We start from the raw sequence: 20,105 nt of genomic DNA, 5'->3' as shown, positions 1-20,105 counted from the left end.
CGGGTTTATTCTTCCTCTTTGATCATTTCGTATATTTCTCGACTGTTATCCGAGAGGGATTCCATTCTTCCGGATATTTCCGAGAGTGATCCCGAAACGGCGATAATCTCTTTCTTCAAATTCTGGAACGATGAAATACTGTCTTCATTCGTCGTCTGGGATTGATGTATGTTTTCAATGACGTTGGTGAGGGTTTCAGCGGCCTTTTTCGCGTTTACCGCCGTCGAATCGGCGAGTTTCCGTATTTCAGAGGCGATGATCGCGAATCCCCTTCCATGTTCGCCCGCGCGCGCTGATTGAATCGCAGCGTTGATGGAAAGCAGGTTGATTTTCGTCGCTATATCGTCGATGAGGTTGATCAGATCGATCATGCCCTTGATGTGGGCGGAAATACGCTGAACGCTTTCCTTCGCGGTCTGGAGCTTGCCGCTGCTCTGCTCGGCCTGTTTCACAAGTGTCGAGATCGCTTCGACTTTATTCGTGGCGATTGTCGAAACCTGCATGATCGAATCGAACATCGGGAGTATCACCGACTGGATCTGCTCCCGTTTTTGAACCGCGGTAATCTCCTTTTTCTTGTTCTCTTCGAACATAATCGACGAGGACAACACGCTCGAAAGATGCGCCCTCAGTGATTCGTAGACCAATCCGTTTTTCGGTCCCATCTTTGCGATCATATATCCCATATGTGTGTATTCGAAAAAAAGCGGCTGAATCACATATGTCCCCGGCGTCTCATGTTCGAACCATTCGGGCCTCATCACCTCTTTCGTGGGGAACGGTTCGGTATCGGTAAGAACCGTTTTGTTTTCATCGATGTACCCGGCGAACAAATGACTCTGTTCGGGAACGTCCCATTTCTCCCCTTCACGGTAGAGAGACTGCCGGTTGTAGAGGATGAGTAAAAAGGCAGGTATTTTGTTGTCGTGTAACCGATCATTGATGATGGAGGCTATCTTCTCCTTTTCCAGGGCGTTGCTGATATGTTCAAGCACCTCGTAAAGCCGGCGGTACTCGTCGACGGATTGTATCCTGAAAATGGCCTGGCTCCGTTCGAGCATTTCTCCGATATAGACCCTTATTTTCTGCATCCCCGTCGATATATCTTCCGGGGAGATGTGTTTGAGATGATCGGAAAGGTAGCCGAATATATTGTTGAAAATATCGTGCCACATATGTATATCCATGGCGTTCTTCAATTCGCGTGACATGATCCCGTCGAGAACCTTGATGAGGCGTTGGCTGAAAATTCCTTCCCCGGACGAATCGACGATGACCCTGATAATCGTTTCGATGTCGTTTTCCAGTTCGGTCCCGGATTTCGAGTATTTCTTCGCGATGGTTCGTGCGAGCAGACGGTAATCATGGGCTTCCTCGAACGATAATCCGATAGATATCTTTCCGATATTTTCTATCATCGAACTGAAACAACCGCACGAACGCCGGATGACCGCCTCTGTCGGGAAAACATGCCGTTCCCTTACCTCTTCGTGACGGAGCATCCTGTCAAGCTTCATGACAGCCTCGTAGGTGATCCTTGAAAGCGGCTGTGCGACCGTTGTAAGGGGCGCCTTGATGAACCGGCATTCACTGATATCGTCGAATCCCGTTACCGCCACGTCATCGGGCACAGAAATCCCCCTTGCTTCGAGGGCTTCAATCGCGGCGAGCGCCATCAAATCACTCGAAACGATCACGGCCTCGAAGCGTTTATGTTTCCGGTCGATCCACTCCTCGATCGCCCTGTGTCCGGATTCTGGGAGGAAATTGCCCGTGTAAAGCAACGATTCATCGAAAGGTATATTGTACTTTGCCAGCGTTTCTATGAATGTTTTATAACGGATATCCGCTTCCGGATGTCCGGACGGACCGCGCAGACAGGCGAATGTCTTGATCTTGTGAACGTTGATCATGTGTTCGAGGATATGTTCGAATCCCGCCCTGTCGTCGACGACGATTGTCGGCGCCTCACTGAGCTGTGTGCCTATACAGACATGGGGGACATGTGCGAAAGGGCGTATGAAGTCCTCGAGGTCCCGCCGCGTATTGCTGGCCCCGAAATCGTTCGAGGCGATAATGAACCCGTCGACGGGAAACTCATGTAACATCTGATAGACGATATTATGCTGGCGTTCGTCGAGATTGCGGATATTCGGTTCGTTTCCGGGGAAAAAGAATATGTCGTACCCCAGATCTTCCGCCGCCTGAGCCGCGCCGGGCCATGTGTTCGAATGATAAATATCATAAATATTTACCAATAGGAATGCTATTCGACGTTTGCCTGCCAGATTGCCTCCTCGCTAAACTAAATTTAGTCAACACCGCTGTCAATGTCAAGAATTTATTTACTTCCTGTGCACCTCGTCGGAACCGATGTCGTATAAACGTCTGCTTCCGTTACCGGCGGAAGGCCTGGTTTCCCCGTCGATATCGCGCTTCACCCCTTCCCCGCCGAAAGACCCCACATCAAGGCCCGCATCGATGCATCGCGAAGACGCAGAAAGGTGAAATAACGCATCCGGGGTGCCCCCGAATGTGTCGCGAAATTGTTCGCTTATATTGCCGTGCAGGCTCCCTCCGCCGTTATCTCCGTCTGATGCATTGAATGCTTCTATGTCGCTTTTATATATACCCGCCCCGCCTCCGTCGCCGGAATACTGCGACAACCTTCCGCTATGATCGATCGCGAGAAGATGTTCCCATCCGCTCAGATTGTTGCAGGAAATAACGGCCGCATCCGGCATAATCCCGACAAACCGGATCGCGCTTCCCGCAGGGGTCCCTTCGTGTATGATGATATTGTTCAATAGGCGGCATGATGATTGCGACCTGAAAACAAACCCCGCCGGTTTTTCGCACTCCCTGCCGACGACAATGGTATTATTAATCCAGAAGGATTCCGAGTCGTGTATCGTGACACAGACTGTGTCCGGGGATGCGCCGGATAAAACCAGATTATTGCAATAGCTTCCCCGTTCTCCGTCGCAGTCGAACAGCGAAAGGAACTCTCCCGTTCCGCCGCTTTTTATCGTGCTTCTCATTACCTCGACCGTTCCTCCCCTTACCCGAATTCCCTGCGCACCGCTGCGTGCGTTCACGTTCACGGTACAATGATCGAGTGTCAACGCGGTATTCGCGCAGGTGATCCCGATAACGTAGGACGATGCCCTGTTGCCGTTCACGATACTATCTTTGATTCGTATCGATGAATCCCTGACGCTCATCCCGATTGCGTTTCGCACACCGCTTCCCGAATCGATCCGGGTATTGTTAAAATCGACGGTCGAATCCGAGCATTCGATGCCACGGGTGATACCGCCCTCACCGGGGAAAAAGCCGGAATTGTTCACCAGGACTCCGCCGCATGCTTTCAACCGGAGACAGACAAAATCATAGCCGTTCTCGGGCCCGATAAACTCCGAATCGTCTATCGTAAGCTCCACTCCGCTTCCGTCGATAAATGCGCCGTTCCCGGTCTCACCGCCGTCAAAATAACACCTGTCGATCGTCAATATTCCGCCGCCGGCACCGATACAGCTTCCCCAGGCCTTCCGATTGAACCGCAATGTCGAACGGCTGACTGAAAGCCTGCCCCCCCCGAGATCGACAAGCGATGAACAGAGACCGTACTCGTCACGCAATGTTACGCCGTGGAGTTTCACCGTTCCGCCCGTTATGTGTAAAAGCGATCCTTCCGCCTGAAAATGGTTTCCCGTTTCGATAATCGTGGCCTGGACCGGACCGCATCGCTCCCAGTCGCCTGCCCGTAATCCGCCCCGGATTTCAATATCGCTGTTTATTTCAATCGGCTTATCCAGCGAATACGACCCGCATGAGAATACCAGCTGCCTTCTGCCCGTTTCATCGGAATACCGCAATGCCCCACGCAATGTCCGTAACGGACGGTCCCGCGTGCCTTCATGGCTGTCGTCACCCCCGGAAGACACATATATGGAGTTTTTATCGATATGAATCCCCCACTGCCGCACTTCCCTGCTCAGGTTGCCGGCTTTATCCATGGTATACGCCGAAACGATAAAATGTTCGGTTCGACCTTCGGGGACATCGAGGACGACACGTTCCGAATATCTGGCAAACGTTTTAGGGTACCGTTTTGCCGTATCTTCATACTCTGTCCTGACGGCATAATAAACGGAGGCGTTATCCGAGGTGAAGGTCAACTCCCTCGCATCGAAGTAGTATCCCCCCTCCTCGATCCCTTCCACTTCGGGCGGCGGAGGCGGTTCCTTATCGACGGCGAATGAGAGAAGGAGTTCGCCCCGCGACAGATCGCAGATATCACGCTCCATAATCCGCGCGCGGACCGCGTATCGACGGGAAGCCCCGTCGGGAACATCGAGGCTCATCTTTCCTGCATACACCGGCGAGGTGATACCGACACCCGGCGGGAGGCTTCCGTCATCGGTCAATTCATACCGGATGATCCCCGCCTCCTTTGCCTTTATTTCGAAGCTTACCGGTCTGTTGTAATGACTCCCGTCCGTTATTCCCGTCACATAAAGCACATCGATAAAATCTTTCGGATCGCCTTTGAGTCTGAAAATGAACGGTTCCCCGACGTTTCCCGCCATATCCCTGTAATAACTCTCGAGCATAATCCCCCTCGGATATTGGGACGCGTCATAGGGAATCGGTGAACGGTACAGTATAAAGTCCCCGGGCGGCTCCCCTTCGATATACAACCGGTACAGTATTTCTTCATCGGCCGCCTTCTCCCACCGGATCGAATAGCGCCGTTCCATCGCTTCTCCCGACGGCGTGATAAACGGGGCGGGCGGCGGGGGCGGCGGCTTCCTGTCGATTTTACAATAAAAATCCTCAACGGAATACGAGACATTGCCGTACCGGTCGACGGCACGGGCGGTTATCCTGTATGTCGTCTCCGTCTGGTCTTTTGACCTGAGTTCAAACGGGCCTGTATACCTGATTCCCCCGTCTTCTTTCAGTACCGGTTCCTCTCCGTCATCGGTAATGGCGTAGGAGACCGAACTATCCGCGTCCTCCTCAACGTCCTCCCTGATAAAAACCACAACCGGATTCCGGGAATACCTTCCTTCAGCCAGACTGCCGATTTCCGGATTGGCCGGCGGTTTTCTGTCCAGAAAATATTCCGAGTAAACGGGGTCGCTCATTCCGCCCGTAATGGTATCGTATGAGGAAAACGCGCAGCGTACCGTTTTTTCCATCCCGAAGGGTACGGTAAAAGCCAGATCGGCGCCCACCTTATGCGAATCACTTCCCGGGATCCCGGGCTTCGTGCCGTCGGAAGTGATTTCGCAGAAAACGATCGTTTTTTCGTCGAATCCTATTTTGACATAATCCCTTTTTCTGGGTTGCGCCAGGACACGGATTTCCGGCGGTTTTGGTTTTCGCCGGATGATGACGAAGTGCCGCCGTACCACTTCGCCCATGCCGCTTGCGCCATCAAAGGCTGCCGCAGTTATCCACACGGCGCCATACTCGTCCATACACCGCATCGGCAGAACGAACGGGCCGTCATATGGGAGGGCTTCCTCATCCGGAATCGTCCCGTCCAGGGTGTAAAAGATCGATGAGTCCCCCGTCCCTCCAATAGTGACACGGGCGGGACCGGATTCCGGCCCGCCGCCCTCGACGAATATACCCTTAATTGCCGTTTTTTTTCTGTTAATGCAATAAAAAAAACGGTATTCGGGTCCCGTGGAATCGTCCTGATACACGGGTTTCACCCGGAGCGGCAGGTAAACCGATTCACCGGGTTTGCCTGCAAGCGTCAAGCGGCCGTCGGTAAGGCTGTCCCCTCCGGCGGGAGATTTTTCCGAGAGGGTGAATCGATAACGGCTCGCTCCTCCTCCTTTCAGGGTGACGACTGCGTCGCCGAACAAATTTCCGCCCGCTTCATCCGGTAACACCGGATTGACATCAGCCGGGCGGACGCGGTACGATACCCGCGCTGAGACCGTACCGGCGTCCCGCCACCGGTTTTCCGCTGCGACACGAAGAAGAACGCTTCCTTCAGCATCGAGTATGACCGGTCCGGTGTACGGTATACCGCCCGTCGCCGGGTCGCCTCCGTCTGTTGTGTAGTATATCGCGCCCGTGTTCTTCGATGTAATATAGAGAAGCTGTTTGTTGCCGAAAGTTCCCGCAACCGGGCTTTTAATTTCGACAACAGCAACGTCGTCGGGTTTTCTTTTTTTGTCGATCACATACCGGCCGGTAGTAACGCTGCTTTTGTTTCCCGCTCCGTCTTTCGAGTAGGCTTGAATGACATACCTTGTCTTCCCGCCCGTATCACCCCGCAGACGGATACCGTTTCCGTCCCAAACAATCCCCGATTCGACGACAATACTGTTGATCGCATATACGACGGACTCACCGTCCCGTTTCCGGAAAGAGACCGAAACATCATTAGCGTATTCACCCGGCGGTACGGCGAGAAGCGGGGGAGAGGGTTTTTTCTTGTCGATGACAAAGCGTAGGTTTCGTTCTCCATGCAGGGCGCCGGAACGGAACAGCCATATCCCGATTCGGTATTCCATTTCCTCACCGTCGCTCGATGTAAGCGGCAGCCCCTCGTCAAATGGTATCCACGGACCGTTATTCCCTTCACTGTCCGAAAAACTGTAGAACACCCGGTCATATCCGGCGATTGTTTCTATTGAGAGTATCACATCCTCTTTATACGTACCGGAATCGGCGGATAGGGAAATGTACGGTTCCGCCTGTGACAAGGAAGGGTAAGAGGCAAAAAAAAGGAGTCCAAAGAGACATATAAAAACGCCAAAGCGTGCTAATCGAAGCATCAAAGCTTATCCCCGACAAACTCCAGGGCTTTTTCAAGTTCTTCATCGCCCATGGTAAAATAACAGCGGCATTCTGCTTTCGAAAGCCCGTCGATTTCGTGACTCAAATAATGAATCCATGTATCGTCACGGGGATTGTTTATTTCACGGTACCGGCACCAGAAATCAGGCTTAATTTCAGGATTATCCTCCAGATATGTCCTCACTTTATAGTCGTGGACGGCGATCTTGATATCCTCCCTCTTTATGCCGTGCCCGAGGATGATATGTATCAGGTGATTAATTGTATTACCAGAATCAAAAATATCATCGGCAAAAAGTATTTTTTCTCCCTTTTTGAGAAAGGAGGGATCATATGTCCATCCGTCGACAACCACCTCGTTTTTCCCGCCCGTATAAAAATAGGAGCGCGCGACAACCGCCGCATAAAAAAGCGGCGCATCATGTCCTTTGATTATTTTAAAATATTCACTCAATATATTCCCGATGTATACGCCGCCCCGCAGACAGACATAGATGACATCGGGAATGAAACCGGACATATAGATCCGATACGCCAGTTTGACGGCATTGTCTCGTATCACTTCGTACGGTACAAACTCTTTCTTCACGTCCAATCTGTCCTTCGTCGTTGTTTCGGCCCGCCGGCAACGATGCCTTACATCGATAAAAAAATATCGATACACGTTACGTGTATTTTTTCCGACGGAAATCCGTATTAAAAATCCACCCGGCCGGCCGGGTGGATTTTAATGTTTTCAATGGCGATAACGTAAAACACATGCTATCAAAGCGGAACGAAGTCACGGTTCCCGATTTTTCGTCATCGTCCGTTCCGCCGCTTCCTCTCTCATATTATCGGACAAGTCCTATCTTTAGTTCAACTCCTTTCCGTTCAAAGAGAAACATGAGATCCTTTTTGCTTTTATCATTGAGTGCGGTATAGAAATCCCCGATTGTCCGTATTTCCTTATCGTTTATTTTTTTAACGACATCTCCCTCTTCGAATCCGGCGATATCCGCGGGCGTATCATCGAGGACAAGGGAAATAATTACTCCCTTTGAGGAAGAAATCTCAAGGCGTTCCTTTATTTCATCCGTCAGCGGAATGACCGACATACCGGGCCAGAGATTCTTGTTCTGGCCCGCGATTTTTTTCTCTTCCGGCCGTATACCGAGCTTGATTGTCAGGGAAACGGTATCCCCGAGCCTGATTATTTCGAATTTCGAACTTCTTCCTCCCGGAATATCCGCTATCACCCGGAGGAGATGGTTCGTGTCGATGATCGGGGTATCGTCGACCTCAACGACATAGTCACCGGGTTGCATCCCGGCTTTATATGCGGGTGAATCCCTGAATACCTGAGAAACGAACGATCCTTTCGTGTCTCCGAGACCGAGCGCCTTTTTCACTTCCTCGTTCGTATCCGAAATCTGCACGCCGAGCCATCCGTATTCGACTTTTCCGAATTGTATGAAATCATCGATCGCTTTCTTTGCATTATTGATGGGAATCGCGAATCCATATCCCGCATAAAGCCCGGTACGTGAGGCGATCCAGGTATTGATACCGATAACCTGGCCCCTGATATTGACAAGCGCGCCGCCGGAGTTGCCCTGGTTGATTGCCGCGTCCGTCTGGATGAAATCGCTTATATTTTCACCCGGTCCGCCCCGTCTGCCCAGCGCGCTGATGATCCCGGCTGTTACCGTATAGGCATATCCGAGCGGATTCCCGATCGCAAGCGCCCAGTCCCCGACCGAACAGGAATCCGAATCACCGATATCCGCAACGGGAACCTTTTTCGATTCGTTAAAAACGACGAGGGCAATGTCCTTCCGTTCGTCTTTTCCCACGAGTTTGGCCGTATAGGTTTTTCCTTCATACAGTGTCACATTTATTTCTTCCGCCTCACCCACGACATGATTGTTTGTCAGAACATAGACCTTGTCACCGGTCTGCCGCACGATCACTCCCGAACCGAGCCCCTGCTGCCGGTATTCTTTTTGCCGTGGTTCATCATTGTCCTCCTTCTCGGGGCCGAAGAAGAATTCGAAAGGAAACCCCCACCCTTCCGGAATATCCTGTGTTACGATATCAACGACATTTATTTCGACAACGACAGGAAGAACCTTTTCCGCTACTTTGCGAAAAGAATATTGAATATTCTCGAGGGCCTCGATTCCTTCCTGCGACCTGCTTTCGTCCTGTGCCTGCGCGAATCCATTGGAAGAAACTTTCGTGGAACAGGAAAAAGAAACCACACCAATGAGAAATCCGATAATAATGCATGCCAACGCGATATTCACGAGCATGACTTTTTCGGATTTGAATAAACTTTTCAATCCCATATCAGGTATCTCCTTTATCGATCAGATGTTTACACGATATCAAGGTGTTATGTACCCTGAATCATTTGTGCTTTTCGTTTGCTATAGTATAAATATCCATAATCAAGAATTCGTTACACACGAACATCCGGCTTCATGTTGTTTTCTTTGGAAAATACGCACGTAGAGAACGTTCTTCGAACCATTGCGGCATTGCCGGTACATCACATGATGCGATCAAATAAATCCATCGGTAAGAATCTCCGTATAATCCGAGTGGATCGCAATCGTATGTTCGAAATGCGCCGAATCCTTACCGTCGGCCGTAACGACGGTCCATCCATCTTCGAGAATATTGATATCGTAGGTTCCCGCGTTGACCATCGGTTCTATTGCCAGGACCATACCCGGCTTCAAGCGCGGATTGGGGCCGGAGTTGATATAATTGAACACCTGCGGATCTTCATGCAATTCGAAGCCGACACCGTGGCCGCAGAACTTACGCACGACGTCATACCCGTATTCACGCGCGTGATCGTAGACCGCCCGTGAAATTGCGTGAAGGCGGTTGCCCGGCCGGGCTTCTCCGATGGCGCGGTAGAGGCATTCTTTCGTCACTTCACACAACCTCCTCCGGTCGTTCGAGATCGCCCCCACTCCCGCGGTAAAACATGCGTCGCTGTAGAATCCCTTTAGGTCGACGCCCAGATCGATGCCGACAATATCGCCTTCTTCGAGTTTTCTATGTGAGGGTATGCCGTGGATCACTTCGTCATTGATGGAAATACAAAGACTCGCCGGATAATCGAAATATCCGAGAAATGCCGGCTTGCCCCCGTGAGAACGAATATATTCATAGGCGACCTCATCGAGTTCCTTTGTCGTAATTCCCGGAGCAATGAGGTCCCTGATTTTAACGAGTGTTTTAGCAAGGAGAATTCCGGATTCCCGAATTCTCGCTATTTCATCCAGACTCTTTAATTTGATCATACCTTTTCGACAGTCTTACCTAATGGCCGCTTTCAGGAATTCGATGATTCCTCCGTCACCTTTTTTACCGGTTTTTTGGGTTGCCCTATTGTTTTGAATATGTCTTCCGCATTCTGGCCGAAATCCTGTTCGATAATATGCTTCAGACTTTCATTTTTTCCCGCGGTAATAACGACTTTACCTTCCGTTATGACGCCCGCCTCAACAACGAGTCTTGGCGTCGTTATATTACCGAACACTTTCCCGCTTTCAAGAAGACTGACTTCTTCCGTTGCCGTGATATTGCCGATTATAGTTCCGGCAATGGTCACTTTTTTTGCAGTGATATCGGTTTTGACTTTACCTGTCGGGCCGACAATGAGTTGTTCGTCCGTTTTGATATCACCCTGAAACTTTCCCTCAATAAGAATGGAACCATTCACATAAAACCTGCCGTCGAATACCGACCCTTCACCAATCACACATTGAGTGTTTTCCGGTGTCTTAGCCATACCTCCTCCTTACGCGTGCAACACAAAAACAACAACGGGATAAGTTATATTTTACTCCTTTTTATTATTTTCTTCAAGCTGTTTCAACAGCGCCTGCGCACGATAATTTTCGGGATTAATATCGAGGGCATACTCGAACTGCCTCGCCGCCTGTTCGTCGTCACGGGAAGCGGAAAAGGTTTCTCCCATGAGGGTAACGACGCGTGAATAGAATATTCTGTTTTTCGAAAGTTCCGATCGTTCGACGCGCAGGGCATGACGGCAATCATCCCTCGCTTCCGCAAGATCTCCCGATATATAATGAACGAAGGCGCGATGATAACGGACAACCTCGTTCTCTTCAAGCGCGATACTCTCATTTAAGTCCGAAACCGCCGCCGTATAGTTCCCTTTTAGCGCGTTGATAATACCGGCGAAATGGAAAACCCACGCTTCCCGTGGCTGCTTTTCCTTTCCTTCACGGAAGGTGATCCGGTAAATGTTAAGTGCATTCTCCGCGCCGTCAATATCAGGTATTCCCAAAAGGTATGTCAAAAGCATCGTGCATATCTTCTTTTCCGCGGGGTGCCGGTTGAAAAGCTCCCATAGTTCAGCGCGGTATTGTTTCGGTTGCATGGAGGGCCGCCGCAGATTGATGAGCATCAAAGCCGCGTCCGGATTATCGGGATGATCCGCGACATACGATGAGAGGATTTCCCCGGCTTCTGAAGTTTTTGAAAGCGTGAAAAGCAGTTTTGCAGCTTCGATAACGACACCGGCATCATCGGGAAAGAGGGAATAGGCCGATCTCAGGGAAGAGAGTGCGGCCCCGTCATCCCCTTGCTTTTGATAGATGTATGCGTTATTGAGATAAGGCTGCGGCGCATAATCTTTCCCGATTGTTATCGCACGGTTGTAGAAATCGTTTGCCGTCCCGAGGTCCCCTTCGAGCAAAGCCATATCACCGGACAAAATCAAAATATCGGTCCGGTCGGGGTGCATCGCGAAGATTTTCCCGCTCATATCCCGCGCATATTCGAACTCGCCGACGTCATAGGCGATAAACACGGAAGGCTCATAGAAAAACGGCTCCCGATTGCTCTCTTTTACGATTCGGAATGCTTCTTTCATTTTACCGTCGTACGCAGAGAGAAGCGCGCTGTCGAGCAGTAGCCTCGCTTCGGAGTTTTTTATGCCGGATTCCTCAAACAAAGCCGGATCATCGGATTGAAGAAGCTTGAGCATGGTAAACGGGAATCCAGGTCTTCTTATTTCTTGCGCCTCTTTCACCGCTCCAGAACGAAGAAACGCTTCGACGGCAAGAGATGCCAGCGGGAGCGATCGGCCACGGGTATCGGAAGGCTGATGAACACGTTCGAATCGATTGCTTCTCAAATCAGCAAAGCTTTTTATCGTGAGAAGTTCATCGTTTGCACCGACCGATTTGACCGCGTATGCGGCCAGTTCCGCCAGCAACGTCATATCCTGTCTGCCCTCTGATATGCGGTAAGCGCGCTTCAACACCCTCATATGGTCATATTTATTGTCCGCGTAGTCCGCGGCTTCCCTGAGATGGCGTTCCGCTTTACTCAGATAACCGTACGAGAGGGCACCGTCCGTTTTTTCAAGGGCTTCACTCAGATCCCGCGCTCTGCCAATCGATCCAAGGTACATGATAAAAACGACCGCCCCGGCCGAAATGATGAGGGAAACGATAATGGATATGCCAATGAGAAGAGGTTTTTTAATTTTTCCTGCCACCTTTTCCTAATTTCCATTTGAACGATAGTATGCAACGGAACGACTAAAGCCGCGAAACGGCTTCCATCAATCCATTATGTTACTGCGTAAATGGCGGAGGCCCGACCATATCACCCGGCCTGTCCGGGTTTTTTATTTTTATTGATACTGTCGAGTACGCCGTTGACAAACCGATATGAATCATCGGCGCCAAACTCCTTTGCGATATCGATTGCTTCATCTATCGTGACGGAAGCGGGGATATCATGCTGAAACATCAGTCCATAGACACTGATACGAAGGTTGGCCAGGTCCACCCGCGAAAGCCGGGAAAAATCCCAATGTTCCAGATGTTCCTGTATCATTCTGTCGATGACGGCGAGGTTTTCCATCGTCCCCCGGATAATCAGCCGTGCGAAATCGTAGGACTCTGCCTTTATCGTCTCCTTTTTATGCTCATCAAGCCATGAAAAATCAAGCAGGCTTTCCATCCCTTCATGGGTAAACTCGTACCGGTAGAGCGTTTGAAAAGCTATGATTCTTCCCTGGTGCCTTACGCCCATAGCTACCAGGTAAGGTTTTCTTCGTATATTTTAATTTCCGCTTTTGCTTTTATGTCCTCGATCAACTCCTTGTAGGCATTCTGATACGCTTCGAGATCCTTTTTCTGTTTTAACGCGGTCATTATCTTATCCCTCACTGTCATTGTATATTGCGGGGGTATTTTATCGTCAATCCCGAGAATTGAAAAGGGGTATTTTTTCAATACCTGAACTATATGATAACCGAGATTCGATTCTATAATGTTGCTCAATTCTCCGTCTTTTAGCTTGAAAAGCGTGTTAAAAAAATCTTTTCCGTAGGTGACCTTTCTGCTTTCATCATCCCGCTGCCATGTTTCGATTACCATGCTTCCTATTTTACTTGTAGACCCTTTTATATAAACCTCGGAGTAATCATCAAACGATTTCCCTTCTATAATCGAGGAATATATTTCCTCCGCCCTCTTGTAGTACGCATTCTTCTTGTCCTTCGGGAGGCCCTTGGTTACGATAAATATCTGTTTGAATTTGATCATTTCCGGAGCGACAAAAATCGTCCTGTTCTCTTCGTAATAGGCGACGACTTCTTCATCCGTCGGTTTTCTTGAATCCGAAAGCTCGGCCCCCTTCTTGGCCTGGATATATCCTTCCTGGAGAACCGAGTTCTTGATCTGCTGGAGAAACTCTTCCCAGGTCGTGTCTCCCTCCCGCGTAACCCTTTCCTGGAATTCTTTGTCGGTATATTTTCTGCCTTCCTGGAGTTCAAGCAGCTGTTTTATTTGTTTCACCTTTGCGTCAACCGCTGATTGGGTAACATTGACGTTTTCCTCTTTGGCTGCCTGCACGAGAAGTTTTTCTTCAATAAGCTTGTCTAAAATGACTTTCCTCTCGTCACTCGTCAATTCCCGTTTCATTCGGGTTTCCATACTCTCGACAATCGTCTTGAATGTCGTCTGATAAATCACTTCTGTCTTTATCAGTTTTATTCGTGCAACGGGCTTGTCGATTCCCTGTACTTGCACCGCCTGCAACAATATAATGATAAACAGAAGTACGAACATATTTGTTTTCAATCTCATGATACTCCTTCCTTACTACGAAGTGGTTATATGTTTTGCATTGGCTTACCTTATCATACGATCCATGGCTGTCCCGTGTTATTTCAATCACAGAATGGTAATCAATTCAGAAGCCAGTAAAAATATAGCATCAAACCCGAATATTTTCAGGTGTATTGATTTTATCCATCAATTTCTTGATCCCTTTTAGTTTTCTATCAAGTTCCAACCCCTTTTTCAGAACGATTTCGGCGCTCTCCTTTTCCCCTGCTGCAAGATATAGCTCCGAGCAGATTCTATAGAATTTAGCCGTTTCTTTTTTTGGATAATTCAATGCAATCAATTCGTTGATATATTTGACTGCCGTCAGCGGAGACAAATACCGCGTCATTTTCACGCACACAAGAGTTTTTAACCTCATCATAATTTCAACCATATATTGTTTGAAAAAAGGTATCTTTTGCTCGAATGTATAAATTTTTTTTAAAAACTCATACGCCCTGATATATTCGCCCCGTTTTTCGAACTCCTCGGCAAGCAGAAAGATACATTCGAGATAATCACCATAATCCAGATATTTATGCATCTGGTACGCCGGATTTGAAGAAAGGAAACAGTACAATTCGATCGCTTCATCCGGATTATCATGCAGCAAATCGTAAAAAATCAGCTTTGACTGGCTTTTCATATCTTTTTGCTTTTTTTTAAGAAATTCCCGGTAATCAAACCATGTTGCATTGATATGGGAAAGCGTCCTGTCGTATAACTCCCGTTTTGCAGGATTACTGAGAACTTCATATGCCCGAAGCAGAAGCTTGAAAGCATCTTCCGTCGCTCTTTTCGATGAGACGCTTATATCGGGGTGCAATTCTTTTGCCTTTCTTCTGAACGAGCGTTTAATGTCCCTGGATGAGGAATCCTTTTCGACACCCAGTATCTCATAGTAATCCCTGTACATCGATATCCTTTCACACAATGGACCTACATTGTGACTTATATATATAAAACAACAAAAAGTCAATTATATAAAGGGATATACCGCAAAAAGGTTACACATCACGTTAAATTCACTTCTATATGCCCGATTCCGTTAAAAGTTTTATAGACATTACTTTTTCTTTCATATATAGTAACGATTATGTTTTTCTTTATGCTAAAAAAGACCTTTTTCAACTTTTGGGATAATCTGTTTCACATCTTTTTTTGCAATGTGGGATTCATTCTTATTATCATTCTCTCAAGCGGTTTATATTTTATCCTTGGCCTGGTTCCACATATGACGATTACCATCCAGAGTATATTATTTATATCATTAACGATCATTCTTCTTTTTATCTACAGCGGCGCGGTTCATGGCGTTCTTCGTGATATCGCAGATTATAAAAGTCCCGGTTTCAGGGACTTTTTCGTGTATCTGAAAGAAAGCGTTTTAATCAGTCTCGGATATGCCCTCGGTATGATCGCAATAACCGTGCTATTGGTTCTTTCGATCCTTCTCTATAGTTATATGGACTTCTTTTTCAAATTCTCGGCGCAAATCATTCTCGTATTTCTCCTCATCACCCTATTTACCGCCGGACAATACTTCTTTCCTATTTTTTACGGACTCGACAAGCGATTTTTAAAAATACTCAAAAAGATGTTTATCATTTTCTTTGATAATGTTCTTTTTTCATTCATCCTGCTTATATTCACCCCGATTATCATGATTATTTCGTTTTTCACCCTGTTTATAATACCGGGTCCCGCTTTCATACTGCTGCTTCACAATGTCGCGTTAAAACTCAGACTCTATAAATATGATTATCTCGAGAAAAATCCTGAAGCAAAAAAAATTCCATGGGAACAACTCCTGATCGATGACAGGGAGAAAGTCGGAACACGGACATTAAAGGGAATGATCTTTCCGTGGAAGGAGTAATGATGCGTGAGGCGTTGTTATTGCTGGATGTGTAATTTTTCTCCGATCGCCTCTGCGTGCTGCGGACTTTCCAGTACCTCCGAAAAACGGAGAAACATCCCCTCGTGTTCCATTGTCCTCATCAGCCTCATCAGCGCTTTTTGTGAACCGGTGAACGACTTGATGATAAAGGCGAAACCCGGTTTCCCCGCGACGATTCCGGCGTTTGTCAGATATTTCGGGATAACCTCCGGTATCTTTCCGAAAAAATCCATCGCTTCCGTCCCCAACGCGATATACCGGTACATGGTAAGTTTTTTTTCCTGTTCCTTGTAACCGTCTATCAAATCCACCTGGTGCCCCTGGGATTCAATCCCTTTCACCAGTCCCTTGGCAATATCGCATATTTTTATCCGATTTTTTCTGCTGAAAAAAATAACGGCGCATCTCATAAGGTTCCCTCCTTTGTAGTAGAAAAAGGTTCGACCTTTTTATATGACAGAGAAAAACGGTACGTGTTTGCTTCGCTTTAAACCGGCCATATAAAGAGTTTTGTTAATCCGTGAAAACAATCGATCGATAACCCGATATTTTCAAAGCGGTATTGCAGTACAATTCGATAAAACGTCGTGAATCCGTCACCCTGCACGCCTGCCTGGCATTATTCCCCTTCCCCTTCACCCGGGGTTGTATCGGAAGTAAATACCGATTCATCATCCATCGGCATTTCAAGTGTGCTTTCTTCATCCTGTTTCGTTTTTTCTTCGACATCGGCGAACCAGAGTTCTTCGGAACTGCTTTCATACATGTCCTCGATACTCTTCTCAACAGCCCCCCTTGATTCGGTCGGCGTTCTTTTCATAAATGCCAGCCCGAGCGTGCTGAGAAGAAATACCACGGCGAGTATCGCGGTAATCCTCGTAAGAACATTTCCAGAACGGGAACCGAATGGGGTACTGCTTCCGCCCCCGAATATCCCCCCCAGGCCCTCGCCCTGTTCATCCTGCATCATGACGATAATGACGAGTAAAATTGCACTTAAAATAATCAAGATAAGAAATATTATATCCATTTTCCCACTCCAATTCTTTTATACGATTCAGGAATCATATTGCACGATTGGTGCGAATGTTTCCATGGTCAGGGACGCCCCCCCGACAAGTGCACCGTCTATATTTTCCATTGCAATCAGTTCCCGTATATTTCCCGGCTTTACCGACCCGCCGTATTGAATAACGAGCCGATCCGCAATATCCCGATCGTATAGTTGTGTGATTATCTTTCGTATGGCGAGATGCATAGCATCGGCATCCTGCGGCGTTGCAGTTTTACCGGTTCCGATCGCCCAGACCGGTTCATACGCTATGGTAATCTTCTTCATCTCACTCGATGAAACCGATGCCAATCCGCTTTTCACCTGACGTTCGACAACCGATTCCGCATTGCCGGCCTCTCGTTCCGAGATTTTTTCACCGACACAGAGAATGACCTCCAGGTTGTGCTGCAATGCAAGTCTCACCTTTGCATTAATAAGCTCGTCCTGTTCTCCGTAAACATGACGCCGTTCCGAATGTCCGAGAATGACGATTTCAACGCCGACATCCTTCAGCATAAGCGGAGAGATTTCACCGGTATGGGCGCCCTTTTCCTCCCGTGCCATATTCTGAGCACCCATCTTTATATTGCTTCCTTTAACTACGTTACCGACATCAGAAAGCGCCGTATACGGTGGAGCGATCATTATTTTCTTGTTTTCATTCCTGAACACTTCAACATGCGCTTTTGCCAATGAAACAGCTTCTTCTACTGTTTTATGCATTTTCCAGTTACCAGCTATAAATGTTATTCTCACATTTCCATCCTTTTCATTTTTTATCGCAGGGGAACACCGGACCGTTCCCCTGACATTCGTTTATAATTCACCCGTTGTGAGGCACTGGTCTTTTTTTACCGCACGCGCCTCCGTATCCGTCAATTGAAAAAAGAATTTCAATCTCAGCGGCCGTGGTCGCGATTGTTATTTATCCTGCAATGCGGCAATTCCGGGCAGTGACTTCCCTTCCAGATATTCAAGCGAAGCGCCTCCACCTGTGGATACATGATCGATTTTATCGGCAAGGTGGAATTTATTGACGGCGGCAACGGAATCACCCCCGCCGACGACACTTACCCCCCTGCTTTCCGACACCATTTTCGCGACTTCGAGTGTTCCTTTCGCAAACGCATCAAACTCGAATACCCCCAACGGTCCGTTCCAGAGAATCGTCTTTGCATTCGCAAGCTTTTCCCGATATGTCGAAAGTGTTTTTGGTCCGACATCCATTCCGATTTTTCCTTCGGGAATATTCACATCACTGACGAGTTGGGCCTTTGCATTCTCCGAAAACTCATCACCCACATAATGATCAACGGGAAGGAGTATCTCCACCCCCATCTTTTCGGCTTTTGCGAGAAGATCTTTGGCGGTGTGCAAAAACTCATCTTCCAGAAGTGATTTACCGATACCGTACCCCTTCACCTTCAGAAAGGTATACGCCATTCCGCCGCCGATAATGAGTGTCGAGACTTTTGAAAGGAGAGATTCCAATACCGCGATTTTTGTCGATACTTTTGCGCCGCCTATAATGGCGACAAACGGTTTCACCGGATTTTCGACGATTTTACTCAAGAATTCTATCTCTCTGGACATAAGAAATCCGGCAACGCCCGGCAGGACATGGGCGATTCCTTCCGTCGAAGCGTGCGCGCGGTGCGCGGTCCCGAATGCGTCGTTCACATAAACGTCGCACCCGAGTGAGGCAAGCTCTTTGACGAGACCGGAATCGTTTTTCGTTTCTCCCTTGTTGAAACGCAGATTTTCAAGCAGCATGACTTCACCCGGCCTTAAGGCTTCGGCAAGTTTTTTAACGTCGCTACCCGTACAATCCGGAGCCATGATGACATTTTTACTCAGCAATTCCGCGAGGCGGTCCGCCACCGGTTTGAGTCTCAGTTCGTCTTTTACCTCTCCCTTCGGCCTGCCGAGATGACTCATGAGAATCAGGGAACACCCCTCCTGTTTCAGGATATAGTTGATTGTCGGCAGCGCGGCCCTGATTCTCGTATCATCGGTAATGCGGCCTTCTTTAATGGGCACATTGAAATCCGCCCTCATCAGAACACGTTTTCGTGAAAGATCAATATCTTCAATAGTCTTTTTCGGCATTATCGCACTCCTTAAACAAGCATCTCCATCAGATCGACAACCCTGTTTGAATATCCCCATTCATTGTCATACCATGAAAATACTTTGTAAAAATTATTGCCGAGTTTCATTGTCGAAAGTGAATCAAAAATACTCGAATGAGTATTCCGGATGACATCGCTTGAAACAATCGGGTCCTCACAGTACTGGAGTATCCCTTTATATCGTTCACTCATCGAAGCCTTTTTGATCGCGGCGTTGAGTTCTTCCACCGACGGGGCCTTTTCCAGCCTGACCGCGAGGTCGACGATCGAACCGGTCGGCACGGGAACCCTGATGGCGCTTCCGTTTAGCTTGCCGTTCAATTCCGGAATGACGAGACCGACCGCTTTGGCGGCGCCTGTGGTCGTCGGGATCATATTGAGGGCGGCTGCGCGGGCGCGTCTCAAGTCCTTGTGCGGCAGATCCAGTATATTCTGATCGTTTGTATATGCGTGGATTGTCGTCATAAGACCTTCAACAACGGTAAAATTATCATGCAGAACCTTTACAACGGGAGCGAGACAGTTTGTCGTACATGAAGCGTTCGATACGATGAGATCGCCGGGTTTGAGATCCTCATCATTGACGCCAAGGACAATCGTTCTGTCAATTGAGTCCTTTGCCGGGACGGTTAAAAGCACCTTTTTTGCACCGGCCTCGAGATGCCAGGCTATTTTCTCGCGATTTCTGAATACGCCCGTCGATTCGATAACGATATCGACACCCATACTTTTCCACGGAAGATTTTTCGGATCTCTCTCCGCGGATGCCTTGATCTCCTTGCCGTCGACGACAATCGATTCCCCTTTCACATCCACTTTCATGGGGAATACACCGTACACCGAATCATACTTTAAAAGATGCGCGAGGGTTTCGTTATCTGTAATATCGTTGATCGCGACGATATCGATACCCCGACGCTCCATTGCTATTTTAAACACATTTCTACCGATTCTTCCAAAACCGTTGATTGCTACTTTCATATTTCCTCCTGATAGAAAAATAAATTAGATTTTTAATATGGATAGCGCGAATATACACT

Annotated in this window: 16 protein-coding genes; 1 reads left to right on the top strand and 15 read right to left on the bottom strand. The window is 48.2% G+C overall.

Annotated features, from left to right (window positions below; translation table 11 throughout):
* Positions 1 to 5: 5 nt before the first annotated feature.
* The 10 genes from JW881_18655 to JW881_18610 form a co-directional block, all read right to left on the bottom strand.
* Complete coding sequence (locus JW881_18655) at positions 6 to 2,258, bottom strand: substrate-binding domain-containing protein (protein MBN1699547.1); 2,253 nt, start codon at positions 2,256 to 2,258, stop codon at positions 6 to 8.
* Positions 2,259 to 2,345: 87 nt separating this feature from the next.
* Entirely contained in the window at positions 2,346 to 6,806 is a 4,461-nt protein-coding gene (locus JW881_18650; GenBank protein ID MBN1699546.1) for a chitobiase/beta-hexosaminidase C-terminal domain-containing protein, read from the bottom strand.
* Positions 6,806 to 7,417 carry a phosphoribosyltransferase gene (locus JW881_18645; GenBank protein MBN1699545.1) on the bottom strand — a complete coding sequence of 204 codons (612 nt, stop codon included), beginning with the start codon at positions 7,415 to 7,417 and terminating at the stop codon, positions 6,806 to 6,808. The genes JW881_18650 and JW881_18645 overlap by 1 nt, the downstream gene beginning before the upstream one ends.
* Before the next feature lie 244 nt (positions 7,418 to 7,661).
* Complete coding sequence (locus JW881_18640) at positions 7,662 to 9,158, bottom strand: Do family serine endopeptidase (protein MBN1699544.1); 1,497 nt, start codon at positions 9,156 to 9,158, stop codon at positions 7,662 to 7,664.
* A 216-nt stretch (positions 9,159 to 9,374) separates the two neighbouring features.
* Positions 9,375 to 10,127, bottom strand: a complete 753-nt coding sequence (map, locus tag JW881_18635; protein ID MBN1699543.1) for a type I methionyl aminopeptidase — start codon at positions 10,125 to 10,127, stop codon at positions 9,375 to 9,377.
* A gap of 32 nt (positions 10,128 to 10,159) precedes the next feature.
* Positions 10,160 to 10,618: a polymer-forming cytoskeletal protein gene (locus tag JW881_18630; protein ID MBN1699542.1), complete on the bottom strand. Its 459-nt coding sequence runs from the start codon at positions 10,616 to 10,618 to the stop codon at positions 10,160 to 10,162.
* 51 nt (positions 10,619 to 10,669) lie between these two features.
* Positions 10,670 to 12,358, bottom strand: a complete 1,689-nt coding sequence (locus tag JW881_18625) for a tetratricopeptide repeat protein (GenBank protein ID MBN1699541.1) — start codon at positions 12,356 to 12,358, stop codon at positions 10,670 to 10,672.
* Positions 12,359 to 12,468: 110 nt separating this feature from the next.
* Complete coding sequence (gene nusB / locus JW881_18620; protein MBN1699540.1) at positions 12,469 to 12,900, bottom strand: transcription antitermination factor NusB; 432 nt, start codon at positions 12,898 to 12,900, stop codon at positions 12,469 to 12,471.
* Positions 12,901 to 12,902: 2 nt separating this feature from the next.
* On the bottom strand, positions 12,903 to 13,958 hold the full coding sequence (locus JW881_18615) for a peptidyl-prolyl cis-trans isomerase (protein ID MBN1699539.1): 1,056 nt from the start codon (positions 13,956 to 13,958) through the stop codon (positions 12,903 to 12,905).
* A gap of 130 nt (positions 13,959 to 14,088) precedes the next feature.
* Positions 14,089 to 14,895 carry a DnaJ domain-containing protein gene (locus JW881_18610; protein MBN1699538.1) on the bottom strand — a complete coding sequence of 269 codons (807 nt, stop codon included), beginning with the start codon at positions 14,893 to 14,895 and terminating at the stop codon, positions 14,089 to 14,091.
* Between the two features lie 192 nt (positions 14,896 to 15,087).
* Between JW881_18610 and JW881_18605 the strand changes: the two genes are divergently transcribed.
* Entirely contained in the window at positions 15,088 to 15,858 is a 771-nt protein-coding gene (locus JW881_18605; GenBank protein MBN1699537.1) for a hypothetical protein, read from the top strand.
* 17 nt (positions 15,859 to 15,875) lie between these two features.
* Here the strand turns inward: JW881_18605 and JW881_18600 are convergent, their stop codons facing one another.
* From JW881_18600 to gap, 5 genes are all read right to left on the bottom strand, one after another.
* A complete protein-coding gene (locus JW881_18600) occupies positions 15,876 to 16,289 on the bottom strand; it encodes a hypothetical protein (GenBank protein ID MBN1699536.1) in 414 nt (137 codons plus the stop codon).
* 209 nt (positions 16,290 to 16,498) lie between these two features.
* A complete protein-coding gene (gene secG, locus JW881_18595) occupies positions 16,499 to 16,909 on the bottom strand; it encodes a preprotein translocase subunit SecG (protein MBN1699535.1) in 411 nt (136 codons plus the stop codon).
* Between the two features lie 27 nt (positions 16,910 to 16,936).
* A complete protein-coding gene (locus JW881_18590; GenBank protein MBN1699534.1) occupies positions 16,937 to 17,689 on the bottom strand; it encodes a triose-phosphate isomerase in 753 nt (250 codons plus the stop codon).
* A 165-nt stretch (positions 17,690 to 17,854) separates the two neighbouring features.
* Positions 17,855 to 19,042, bottom strand: coding sequence for a phosphoglycerate kinase (locus tag JW881_18585; protein MBN1699533.1), 1,188 nt, complete (start codon positions 19,040 to 19,042; stop codon positions 17,855 to 17,857).
* Between the two features lie 11 nt (positions 19,043 to 19,053).
* On the bottom strand, positions 19,054 to 20,046 hold the full coding sequence (gene gap, locus JW881_18580; GenBank protein ID MBN1699532.1) for a type I glyceraldehyde-3-phosphate dehydrogenase: 993 nt from the start codon (positions 20,044 to 20,046) through the stop codon (positions 19,054 to 19,056).
* Positions 20,047 to 20,105: the final 59 nt, after the last annotated feature.

The sequence above is a fragment of the Spirochaetales bacterium genome, assembly GCA_016930085.1.
In the GTDB taxonomy this organism is placed as follows: Bacteria; Spirochaetota; Spirochaetia; order SZUA-6; family JAFGRV01; genus JAFGHO01.
The sequence above is the reverse complement of the archived record's forward strand: the minus strand, read 5'-3'. Positions and strand labels throughout refer to the sequence as shown.